Raw genomic sequence first — 12,174 nt, forward strand, 5'->3', positions numbered from 1 at the left:
ATACCTTAACCCCCGGCAGATGGAATACTTTAAGGTTAAAAAATTCCAAATTTCACCGTATTTAGCAGCTATTTCGGCATCAATAGCAATTTTGGTCGGAGTTGGCATTTTAGATCGATCGGAACAGCGACGGTTTTTGCAGTACAACCGCGCTAGCACCCTCGATCGCCTCAGCACAGTCCGTTCTAAGCTCGAAGGCGCTTTGAATTCCCGCGTGTTTTTGACGCGGGGTTTGGGGGCTTACCTTTCCAATAACCCAAACATCACCGAAGCCGAGTTTGCAGCGACGGCGAGAATTCTGGTGGCAGAGCAAGCCGGCATTCGCGCCATAACTTTAGTTAAAGGCACGAGGGTCGCTTACATTTATCCACGGGAGGGAAATGAAGCGGTGATCGGGGTTGACTTGACGGCGCTACCCGCACAGCGACAAATGGTCAAAGAGGTTATCTACACCAGAAAAACTTTGCTAGCCGGGCCCGTGAAATTACTGGAGGGGGACGAGACGTTTATCAGCCGATCGCCGATTTTTCTCACACCTTCGGGCGCCGAGCCTGAAACAGGAATTTACTGGGGCTTGACAGGTTTGATCATCGACAAAAATTCCCTGATTGAAGAAGCAGGACTCAACGACTCCTCAGCGAAGCTCCAATACGCTCTGCGGGGCAAAGACGGGAAGGGAGCATCCGGCCCTGTGTTTTTCGGTGATGGGTCAATTTTTCAGCACAATCCCGTGCTGCTGGAAGTGACTTTACCCAACGGTTCCTGGCAGTTGGCAGCAATTCCGGCGGGAGGATGGCCTGCGAATTCGCCGTTTAGGGGGTGGCTGCTCTTCGGAGGCGACTCGCTGGCACTTCTGACCGGGGTCGCAGTTTTTAGCTGGGTGTACGGCCGTGCGAAACTGCGTTCGAGCGAAGTTAAGTACCGGCAATTAGTTGAAAATGCTAACAGCATGATTGTGCAGTTAGACAGTGAAGGCAAGATTACTTTTTTTAACGAGTTTGCTGAAACTTTTTTCGGGTATTCAGAAGCAGAAATCATCGGCAAAAGTGCGATCGGCACAATTATACCGAAAACAGATTTATCCGAAAGTGACCTGGCGGCAATGATTCGAGACTGTTTGACACAGCCGGAAAAATACTTCCAAAACGAAAATGAAAGCATCCGCAGCAAAGGGGAAAAGGTGTGGATAGCGTGGACAAATAAACCTTTACTAGATGCGAAAGGAAATTTGGCAGGACTGCTTTGTATCGGGACGGATATTAGCGATCGCAAACAAGCTGAAATCGCCCTCCAAGCTTCAGAATCCGAACTTCGAGCTTTGTTCGCTGCCATGAACGACGTAATTTTCGAGCTCGATATTGAGGGACGGTTCCTGAAAGTTGCCCCGACAAATCCCCAATTATTGTACAAGGACACGGCGGAATTTGCAGGTAAAAAAATTAACGATTTATTCGATCCAGAAAAAGGAAAATTTTTTCTGGAGCAAATTCGCACCGCCCTAGCTAAAAATCAAACCTTTACTTTTGAATATAACCTGGAAATTGCCAGCATACAAAAGTGGTTTGCCGCTACAATTTCGCCGATGAAAGAAAAAACGGTTCTGTGGGTGGCTCGCGACATTACGGAGCGAAAACAAGCTGAAAATTGGTTAACCGGTCAGAAACAAATTTTAGAAAAGATTGCTAAGGGCGCAACTCTTGGCGAGACTTTAAATACTTTAGTTAAAATTATCGAGCAGCAATCTAGAGATGTCATGGGTTCGATATTGCTTCTAGCTCCAGATGGCGAACATTTACTTCACGGAGCCGCGCCCAGTTTGCCCGACAGCTACAATGCTGCTATTCATGGCATCGCCATCGGCCCGGATGTCGGTTCCTGCGGCACTGCTGCCTTTAGTCGCCAACAGGTAATCGTTACAGATATTGCCAGCGATCCTTTGTGGAAAAATTTTCGAGATTTAGCCTTGAGTTTTGGACTGAGAGCTTGCTTTTCTACTCCTATTTTCTCATCTCAGGGTCAAGTTTTGGGAACTTTTGGAATGTATTATCCCCAACCCCGCTACCCCCAAAAATTTGAGTTGCAATTGATAGAAGCGATTATTAATTTAGCAGGAATTGCGATCGAACGCAACCATGCCGAAGAAAGTCTCAAAAAGCTAAATCAAGAACTAGAAAATAGAGTCAAAGATAGAACTGCTCAATTGATGCAAACTGAAGAACGCTGGCAGTTAGCACTCAAAGGCAACAATGACGGCATTTGGGATTGGAACTTGCAAACAGGGGAACTATTCCTGTCCGATCGATTTAAAGAAATAACTGGATACGAACACAGCCAAACTCTCGATTACTTTGGCGAATTGAACAGGGGTACGCATCCCGACGATTTAACCTTAGTAATGCAAGCTCTCCAAGACCACTTAAACAAGAAAACGCCGCATTACATCACCGAGTACCGATTGTGGTGCTACAACAGCACCTACAAATGGATATTGAGTCGGGGACAAGCTTTGTGGGACGCATCTGGAAAAGCAGGCCGCATGGTGGGTTCAATTACTGACATTACGGAGCGCAAACAAGCAGAAGAAGCACTGCGGGAAAGTGAGGCAAGATTCCAAAAGCTATCTGCTAATTTGCCGGGAATCATTTATCAATGTTTGTTGCGTGCAGATGGCTCTGTTAGCTTCCCTTACATGAGTCCTGGTTCCCTAGAAATGTTTGAGTTAGAACCAGAAGCTGTTCTGCAAAATTCGGCTTTGCTAACAGATTTGGTTCATCCCGACGACCGCCAAAATTACTGCGAATCTGTTGCTATTTCAGCGCAAACTTTGCAGCCTTGGCAGTGGGAAGGACGGCTGGTGCTGCCTTCGGGCAAGGTTCGCTGGTTTCAGACAAACTCGCGTCCTGAAGCTAAAGAAAATGGCGATATTCTTTGGGACGGCATCACCGTTGATGTTACCGATCGCAAACAAGCTGAGTTAGCTTTGCAAGAAAGCCAGCAGTTCATTAAAAAAGTAGCCGATGCTACTCCCGGTATTTTGTATCTCTACGATTTGGAAGAACAGCGAAATATCTACACTAATACTTCAATGAAGCAGCTTTTGGGCTATAGCAGCGATGACATTACAGCGATGGATTCGTCACTAATGCCTCAGCTAATACACCCGGAAGATTTGCCTAAAATTGGGAAACATCACGCCAGCTTTACAGGAGTTGAAGATGGCGAAACTAGGGAAATTGAGTACCGGGTGCTGGCAGCAGACGGTCAATTGTTGTGGCTGCAAAGTCGGGATACTATTTTTAGCAGGAGTGCGGACGGTAAGGCTAAAGTAATAATTGGAGTTTCCCAGGATATTACGACTCGCAAGCAAGCAGAGGAAGCACTGCGGCAAAGCGAGGCGCGAGAAAGAGAAAAAGCTCGAGATTTAGAGTCAGCGCTGCTGGAATTGCGCTCTACTCAAACTCAGCTCATTCAAACTGAAAAGATGTCTTCTTTGGGGCAATTAGTCGCAGGGATCGCTCACGAGATCAATAATCCCGTTAACTTCATTCACGCTAACATTGATTATCTCAACCAGTATACAAAACAGTTACTCGATCTGGTGACTATTTACGAGCATGAGTATCCCGAACCTAATTCAAAAATTCTCGCTCGCATAGAAGAGATTGATTTGGGTTTCATGGCTGAGGATTTAAGAAAAATTATGGGTTCAATGCAGGTAGGAACCGAGCGTATCCGGCAAATTGTGTTGTCCCTCAGAAATTTCTCGCGACTCGACGAATCGGCAATGAAGCCGGTTGATATTCACGCGGGAATTGAGAGTACATTGTTAATTTTGCAGCACCGCTTGAAGAGTCGAGACAGCCGCCCGGAAATTGAAGTAATTAAGGATTTTGGAAAACTGCCACTTGTGGAGTGCTATGCGAGCCAACTGAATCAGGTATTTATGAATATTATTGCTAATGGAGTTGATGCTATTGAAGAACGATATCACCAGTTATCGGTTCCAGAATCAGAGACAAAGAGTGGACGGATTGCTATTTCCACGGGTGTAACTCCCCAGAAAACTATTAGGGTAGAAATTTCGGACAACGGTACGGGCATTCGCGATGAAATAGTTGATAGAATTTTTAACCCGTTTTTTACTACGAAAGCTGTGGGAAAAGGTACGGGGCTGGGAATGTCTATCGCGCACTCGATTGTGGTGGAAAAGCACAAGGGTAAGATTGACTGTATTTCATCCATAGGATGCGGAACGACTTTTAAGATTGAGATTCCGTTTGACTAAGTGCATGAATAGTAGGGTGCGTCAGTCGATTTTAGATTTTAGATTTTAGATTTTAGATTTTAGATTTTAGAATTCACTCCACAGTGGTAGAGGGCGTCAGTCGATTTTAGATTTTCAGGCGCGGGCGTCGAGTCATAAGCTGAGGCACCCTACAACTATTAGCAGTTCCTGATTTTCAGGCGTGGCATTTGGGGTCATAAGGTGACGGACCCTACAAGTTAACGACTAAAATAGATTGAAGCTGCTAAGGAAGCGGTGCTGCATCAAACCTTTAATTGTATAAAAATTGACATGATGGGATTTATCCTGGAAGCGCTGCAAGCAATGGGACACAATGTCCGGTGGATGTCTTGGAATTTGTTTTTGGCTTTAGTACCACTGGGCCTGAGTTTTTGGCTGTTCCGCAAACCTCGATCGCCCTGGCTGCTGTGGGGTACGGCCTTTCTCCTGGGCGCTACTTTTTTGCCCAGTACGCGCCATGTTTTGGCTTATCTGAAGCACATTGTGCAAGATGTGGGCAAAACTTACGTTTTGGGCGCGATCGCCATTACACTCGCATTGATGGCTGTAGACATTTGGGTACTCCGGCAGCGCGGAGTTCGCTCTCTCCGGTGGTGGGGCGGTTTTTTCTGGTTTATCGCATTTTTGCCTAATGCGCCCTACGTTTTAACTGATATCATTCACCTCATACGTCAGATTAAAGAGGGGAACTCGGTGTGGATTGTGACTCTAGCTTTGATCCCGCAGTATCTGGCGTTTATGCTGGTTGGGTTTGGGGCTTACGTGCTGTCGGTAATGAATTTGGGTTACTATTTGAAGCAACAGGGTTGGAGTAAATTTATCCTGGCAACGGAGATAACTATACACGCACTTTCGGCGATCGGCATTTACTTAGGGCGATTTATCCGCTTCAACAGTTGGGACATTCTGACTAACCCCGATGCGCTAGTTAACACCGTAATGAACGATTTGATAGGCAAGCGTCCGGTCTTAGTCATGGCGGTAACTTTTGTAGTAATTGCTGTTTTGTACTGGCTAATGAAACAAGTAATTTTAGGAATTAGCCAACGATTTTACAGCAGTAAATTGCAGTCCGACTTGGCCGGCGATAGCGCAACTTCTTCCAGCTAGAGCAATTTGAGATTTGAGATTAAATAATTGATTCAACAGATGAATCTAAAAGCTTGAAGTAAGTTCCTAAGCTTTTTCTGTCAACCAGTTAACTCGGAAAACAAGTTTCCGTCTGTGGGTGAGACAAAATTTTCGCGAAAGTCCGAAATAAATTACTGCTGCATTTTGTCACCAGGCTTGATATGTTAGAAAAGTCAAAGTAGTTTTGTAAACAGCAAAGATGAATCGATTTGACCGTCAGTTGTGGCAGAGATTTATTGCGATCGCTCAACCTTACTTTTATCCTTTAGAGCCGGGAGGTGGCAGAATCTTTTTAGGATTAGTAGTGCTGTTGTTGATATTTCTGTTCGCTGCGATGTTTGTGGCTGTCAGTGTTATTAGTTTGGTTGCTCAAGTCTTATTTCCAGAGGCTTTTAACGGGGTTGCGGCTGGCTTAGCTACTTTAATCAAAGAAATTATCTACTCACCGACAATTGCGATCGTTGGTTTAATGCTAATCCTCCCGCTGGCTGCTTTTGTCTTTTTTAGAAGCAAGCTGATACCGCGCTGGAAGCAGTGGATAATGTTAGCTCTGCTGCTATTTTTGTCGCTGTCTGTTAGCGGAATTAACGTAGTCATTAGCTATATTAGTAATTTTTTCACGACAGCGCTGGCTGAAAAAGATCAAATTACTTTTTGGCGGTTTATGTGGGTTTATGCTGGAGTTTTTATTATCGGTACCCCGATAGTTGTTATTTACGGGTATACTCAAGATAAACTGGGATTGTACTGGCGAGAGTGGATGACTGATAGTTTCCTAGGTAGTTATTTGCAAAACCGCGCTTATTACGAAATCAATTCTCAGAAGGAAATCGACAATCCCGACCAGCGGATTGCGGAAGATATCAAATCTTTCACTAGCACAAGTTTAGAGTTTTTGCTGCTGATATTGGGAGCAGTTATCGATATTATTTCTTTTACAGGGATTCTCTGGTCTATTTCCAAAGCTCTTTCGCTCGGACTAATTATTTATGCTGTCTTTGGCACGACAGTCATGGTAATTTTTGGCAAAAGGTTGATATTTTTGTACTTCAACCAGCTCTCCAAAGAGGCTGACTTTCGCTATGGATTGGTTCACATTCGGGACAATGCAGAATCAATTGCTTTTTACCGGGGAGAAGCACAGGAATCTATTCAGGTAAAACACCGCTTTTTACAAGCTGTTCGGAACTTTAATTTGCTAATTGGTTGGCAGCGAAATCTGGGATATTTTAGAGTGGGCTATAGATATGCAACTTATATTATTCCTTCTTTATTCCTGGCTTCTATCTACTTTGCAGGTGAGATCCGATACGGTGATATTACTCAAGCTGAATTTGCTTTTCGTCAGGTTTCCGATGCCTTTTCTTTGGTTGTATATAGGATTGAAAGCTTGAGTTTGTTTGCAGCGGGAATTAATCGTTTAGCCACGTTTAATGACTCTATAAAAAATCAAAAAACTGCTGTACAACTAGACTTCAGAACAATCGATACAGTTATAAGTTCGCAATTGACACTGGAACACGTTACTTTAGATACTCCCAAGCATCAAAAGACTTTGATTAGCGATTTGTCGGTAGCAGTGCAGCCCGGTGAAGGACTGTTAATTGTCGGCCAAAGCGGTGCTGGGAAGAGTTCTTTGCTGCGGGCAATTGCGGGTTTGTGGGAATCGGGAACGGGCCGTTTGGCGCGGCCGGAATTGGGGGAGATGCTGTTTTTGCCGCAGCGTCCTTATATGATTTTGGGTAGTTTGCGATCGCAACTTCTGTATCCCAACACCAGCAGCGAGGTTGATGAGGAAAAATTGCGTCGCGTTTTGGCATCAGTAAACTTAGCAGATTTGCCGGAAAGATTGGGCGGCTTTGATGCGGATTTAGATTGGGGTGAGATTTTGTCGCTGGGAGAACAACAGCGTTTAGCTTTTGCTAGATTGTTATTGACGGAACCGCGATATACTATTTTGGATGAGGCGACAAGTGCTTTGGATTTGAAGAACGAGCAACATTTATACGAGCAGTTGCAAGCCACTAAAACTACTTTTGTGAGTGTCGGTCACAGAATGAGTTTGTTGCAATATCACCAGCAAGTTTTGGAACTTTTGGGCGATGGGGGTTGGCGACTGGTTTCGACGGAAGAATACCGCGCTAGTACGAAGGTTTTTAGCTGAGACAGCACTGCTTTCAGGGATTGTACATTTACCCGGTTGTGGGTGCGCGGTGGGTGGAGGCGCGGTTGAAGATTTATAGTTGGGTTCTACAGAGGAATCGCCGCGGCTCCACCAACCCTATAATAGGTTCTACTAAAGTTGTATTCTTTTTTTGAAGTGGTATCACGATCGATAATTGGTATAAATATCTAAAACTGCCCAAACAAAAAGCAAGCTGAACTTTGGCGGATTCGATTTAATTGCTCGCCCGCGAGAACTCACAGAATATAATGGAAGATAGATTTTTAGTATAGGCGAGATTCTTACCTTGACTACTCCGATTCCTCAAAGCTTTGTGCAAACGATCGCTAAGGAGCGCGGCGTCACAGATGCCGAGTTAGAAACAGTCTTTATGGCTCTCGACGGTCAATCTACGGCGACAATTGCAACCAAGCTTGGCATTAGCGACATCGCGGTTCGCAAAAGACTCGGCGAAGTTTACAAAAAGTTTCATATCGGGGGGAACGGCCCTGGAAAGCTTTCGGAATTGAGGCATCAGTTGCTGTTTTCATACCACACCGATCAGGGAACGAGCGATTTTAGTCGAGGTAAAGGCTCTCTATTGAAAATGGCGATTGGACACCGACAGGAAGATTGGGGCCAAGCACCGGATGTTTCGGTTTTTTACGGACGGACTGAAGAATTAACTACTTTAAAGCAGTGGATTGTATCAGATAATTGTCGGCTGGTAGCGCTGCTGGGTTTGGCTGGTAGCGGCAAAACAACTCTTTCAGTGCAGTTGGCAAAACAGGTACAGAATGAGTTTGATTTTGTGATTTGGCGATCCCTGCGATCGACACCAGCACCATCCGATTTCCTAGGAAGCTTAATTCAACTTTTTTCTAACCAACAAAAACCCGATGTGCCGTTAGCCGAGCCCTCGAAGAGGATCGACCTCAACAGCAAAATTTCGCGATTGGTCGAGTATCTGCGGAAACACCGCTGTCTGGTAATTTTAGACGATTTTGAAGCGGTTCTCAGACCCGAAGAATTAGCGGGACACTACCGGGAAGGCTACGAAGGATATCGAGATCTAATCGTGCGGCTGTGTGAGGTCAATCACAATAGCTGTTTACTGCTAGTTAGTTCGGAAGAACCTACAGAACTGGCTTTGCTGGCGGGAGAAAAAGTGCGGTCTTTAAAACCTGCTATTTCCTCGGAAATAGCCCGGGAAATTTTCCAAGAAAAAGGTTTGTTGCCTCAAGATCGAGAGTTGGAAATCTTGTTATCTCGGTACGGAGGCAATCTGTTAGCATTAAAGATTGTAGCGACAACAATTAATGAGTTTTTCGAGGGGAATGTTTTCAAGCTTTTGGAAGCAACGGCTTTATTTATTGAAGAACATATCAGCAATTTGTTGGCGCAGCAGTTCGATAGAATATCGAGCTCAGAACAAGATATTGCCTACTGGATTGCTATTGCTCAAACCCCGATTTCCCTGCCAACTTTACGAGAGCAGATGTTCGTCAATTCATCGTTTTCAGATTTGCTGAAAAATCTCGATTCTCTGGGTCGTCGCTCGCTGATTGACAAAATCAGTGAGGGCGGGGAAACTTTTTTTATGCTTCAGCCTTTGATAGTGCAATATGTTACCGACAGATTAGTGGAGCAGATTCGAGCAGAGGTTTTGGAGACAGTTAAGACGCAAGGAAGAGAAAGAATGCGGCTGTTGAAAACTCACAACTTGAGCATCAACATTGCTAAACGGAAAGGCGATAAAGGCAAACCAAGTAGCTCTATTTTAGCATTAGTAAAAAATCGGTTGCAAGTTTTGTTTGTGAAGACGACAGGCTCTGAAGAACCGCTAAAGATCTTGAATAAAGTTGTCTCGGATCTGGAGGATGAATCGATTCTTGAGGTGGGATATGCTAGGCAGAATCTGGCACAGATTATTTCAGAAATTCAGCGATAAGAAAAAAGCGATCGCCCTTTGACAAAAGCGATCGCCCAATTTTTAACAAAAACAGAATTCGATAAAATTATTTGACAATGCCAAAAACCGATGCAGATTCAGACCGTGTAATTTTGTCCAAAGCAGGCGATTTTTGAGCTTGGGCAATCTTGGGAACCAAAAGTTGATTCGCATAAATCCGAGGATTTTGTTGAGCGATTTGGATGTAAGATTGGCGGACTTCTGCGTTGACTGCGACAGTCTTGGCATCGTAGACTTGCATCGCCATGTTGGGATAAAAACCAATGCCGACAATCGGTATCAAAAAGCAAAAGGCGATCGCCACTTCCCGAGGTTTAGCATCAATAAACGGTGCATCACCCGGCAAAACGCAACTATTACCAAAACAAACCGCTTCATCCAGATTTTTTCTCTGATTCTGCAAATTTAGATCCTCAAGGTCGCAAGCCGCTAGTGTCCCACAGTTATAAAATAACTGTCGCAGCATTGAGAGCAAATAAATAGGCGTCAAAATCAGTCCTACGGCAGCCAGGAACACTGTCACCGCGCGGAAAGAACTGCTGTACATATCGCTAGTTGCGACGCCCACAAACACTGAGAGTTCGCTAGCAAAACCGCTCATGCCGGGGAGTGCCAAGGATGCCATCGCGCCTGCGGTAAACAAGGCAAACACTTTCGGCATGACTTTTCCAATCTCGCCCATCTCGTCCATGATCATTGTATGGGTGCGATCGTAAGTAACGCCAGCCAGGAAAAACAATACTGAGGCGATTAAACCGTGGGAAATCATTTGCAACAGCGCCCCGTTGATTCCCAAATCCGTGAAGGAAGCAATACCCAACAACACGAATCCCATGTGAGAAATCGACGAATTCGCTAAGCGGCGCTTCATGTTCGATTGGCCGAAGGAATTCAGCGCCCCGTAGATAATGTTGACCACGCCGAGCACCGCCATAATCGGTGCAAAGTAAACGTGTGCTTGGGGAAGAAGTTCCAAGTTCAGCCGAATCAGCCCGTATCCGCCCATTTTCAGCAATACGCCGGCCAGAATCATCGACACGGGAGAAGATGCTTCACCGTGGGCATCAGGTAGCCAAGTGTGGAAGGGGAAAATCGCCAGTTTCACACCGAAGGCAATCAGCAATCCCGCATAAAGCAGTAATTCTAAACCCAGTGGATAGTCCTTCAAGCCAAGTTCTACCATGTCGAAGGTGGGGGTGCCTCCGCCGTAGAATGCCATTGCTAAGGCAGCTATTAAAATAAAGATGGAAGCGCCTGCGGTATAAATCAAGAATTTTGTAGCTGCGTAGCGGCGGTTTTGTCCGCCCCAAATCGAGATGAGGAGGTACACCGGAATTAGTTCTAGTTCCCAGACAATGAACAGCAGCATGATGTCTTGGGCGACGAACACTCCTATTTGTGCCGAGTACATCACCAGCATCAGGAAATAGAAGAGTCTCGGCTTGCGATCGACTTCCCAGGCTGCAAAGATTGATAGTGTCGTCACCAATCCCGCCAACAATACCAACGGAACTGACAGTCCGTCAACCGACACAGACCAGTTGAGGCCTAAAGAAGGTATCCAGGAATATTGCTCTACGATTTGGAAAGTAGAGATGCTTGGATCGTAATGAGTCCAAAACACCCAGCACATTAATACAAAATCTGCAATACCTACGCCTAGGGCATACCAGCGAATGGTTTTGCCGTCTGTATCCGGCAGGAAAGGGATGGCGAGGGAAGCTAGGAGGGGTAGGATGACAATTGCGGTCAGCCAAGGAAATTGATCCGCTACCATAGTGAGAATAAATACTTAGTTGGAAGTTACCAAAATTATAATACTAAATTTAATTAAAACTTAAGATTTATTCATAAATATTTTTTATATCGAGACAAATGCGGAGAATAATATCACGAATTGCTACAAACGTCAATTGATTTTCGATTTTTAATTTTTGATTTTCGATTCAGGACTTAGGGACAAAAAAATATAGCGTTTTGTAGGCACAATCTGCCTGTGGTTGCGCCTATTCTGGTAGAGGGTTGGATCAGTTCTGTGTATTAAGGGCGATCGCAAATTAGCTTTCCATCAGCGTGCAATCTGGATCGACTCCCAATTCGCGCAACTTAGCCGCCAATCGTTCAGCCCTTTGGCTTTCCTGGTCAGCCCTTTGCCTTTCTTGCTCAGCTTGTTCTGAACTCCACAGCAACAAATTACCTAAATTATCCCACCAGCGCAGCCAGTTCATAGTTTGTCCCAACCTTTCCCCGGACCAAATCCCCAGATATAGTTCCAGTTGTGGAATGCACACCCGCCCCTGCTCATTGGCTGAATGTAAAACATACCGCCGATCTTACAAATAGCGCACTTCTAAAATACCTTCGTATGGATCGTAAGTGACATAAGTAGATACTTGAAGAATCTCTTCGTAAAAGTGGAGTTTGCCATAGGGCGGAGTTGCTCTGACCCATAATTCTCCTCCCTCTGCTTCCGAGAGAAACTCCATCACATCGCCACATTAGCACCTTCAGTATTAGGAGTATAGGCTCTCCTGAAGTTGCGGTGATATTTTTATCTAATTAGAAAAGCAAGCTAATACGCGTTCTCGAAAATTATCAAAG

7 protein-coding genes are annotated in these 12,174 nt (G+C 45.0%); 4 read left to right on the forward strand and 3 right to left on the reverse strand.

The genetic code is table 11. The features are described 5' to 3' along the window. The first annotated feature begins 19 nt into the window (after positions 1-19). From QUA45_RS13980 to QUA45_RS13995, 4 genes are all read left to right on the forward strand, one after another. Positions 20-4,285 carry a PAS domain S-box protein gene (locus QUA45_RS13980; RefSeq protein WP_333221147.1) on the forward strand — a complete coding sequence of 1,422 codons (4,266 nt, stop codon included), beginning with the start codon at positions 20-22 and terminating at the stop codon, positions 4,283-4,285. Positions 4,286-4,576: 291 nt separating this feature from the next. Then, positions 4,577-5,416: a DUF1361 domain-containing protein gene (locus tag QUA45_RS13985; RefSeq protein WP_333095935.1), complete on the forward strand. Its 840-nt coding sequence runs from the start codon at positions 4,577-4,579 to the stop codon at positions 5,414-5,416. A gap of 220 nt (positions 5,417-5,636) precedes the next feature. Then, positions 5,637-7,601, forward strand: coding sequence for an ABC transporter ATP-binding protein/permease (locus tag QUA45_RS13990; protein WP_333095936.1), 1,965 nt, complete (start codon positions 5,637-5,639; stop codon positions 7,599-7,601). Positions 7,602-7,908: 307 nt separating this feature from the next. Beyond that, entirely contained in the window at positions 7,909-9,552 is a 1,644-nt protein-coding gene (locus QUA45_RS13995) for an NB-ARC domain-containing protein (protein ID WP_333221149.1), read from the forward strand. A gap of 67 nt (positions 9,553-9,619) precedes the next feature. Here QUA45_RS13995 and QUA45_RS14000 read toward each other — a convergent pair whose 3' ends face one another. The 3 genes from QUA45_RS14000 to QUA45_RS14010 form a co-directional block, all read right to left on the reverse strand. Continuing rightward, entirely contained in the window at positions 9,620-11,350 is a 1,731-nt protein-coding gene (locus tag QUA45_RS14000) for an NAD(P)H-quinone oxidoreductase subunit 4 (protein WP_333095938.1), read from the reverse strand. 280 nt (positions 11,351-11,630) lie between these two features. After that, complete coding sequence (locus QUA45_RS14005; protein ID WP_333095939.1) at positions 11,631-11,864, reverse strand: hypothetical protein; 234 nt, start codon at positions 11,862-11,864, stop codon at positions 11,631-11,633. Between the two features lie 42 nt (positions 11,865-11,906). After that, entirely contained in the window at positions 11,907-12,059 is a 153-nt protein-coding gene (locus QUA45_RS14010; RefSeq protein ID WP_333221151.1) for a hypothetical protein, read from the reverse strand. Between the last annotated feature and the right edge of the window lie 115 nt (positions 12,060-12,174).

Source organism: Microcoleus sp. Pol12A5 (genome assembly GCF_036701435.1).
Classification (GTDB): domain Bacteria; phylum Cyanobacteriota; class Cyanobacteriia; order Cyanobacteriales; family Microcoleaceae; genus Microcoleus.

What these genes read in the sequence shown, in the direction of transcription:
- QUA45_RS13980 (WP_333221147.1), top strand. Translation starts at nt 20, where the DNA reads ATGGAATACTTTAAGGTTAAAAAATTCCAAATTTCACCGTATTTAGCA.
- QUA45_RS13985 (WP_333095935.1), top strand. Translation starts at nt 4,577, where the DNA reads ATGATGGGATTTATCCTGGAAGCGCTGCAAGCAATGGGACACAATGTC.
- QUA45_RS13990 (WP_333095936.1), top strand. Translation starts at nt 5,637, where the DNA reads ATGAATCGATTTGACCGTCAGTTGTGGCAGAGATTTATTGCGATCGCT.
- QUA45_RS14010 (WP_333221151.1), bottom strand. Translation starts at nt 12,059, where the DNA reads ATGGAGTTTCTCTCGGAAGCAGAGGGAGGAGAATTATGGGTCAGAGCA.
- QUA45_RS14000 (WP_333095938.1), bottom strand. Translation starts at nt 11,350, where the DNA reads ATGGTAGCGGATCAATTTCCTTGGCTGACCGCAATTGTCATCCTACCC.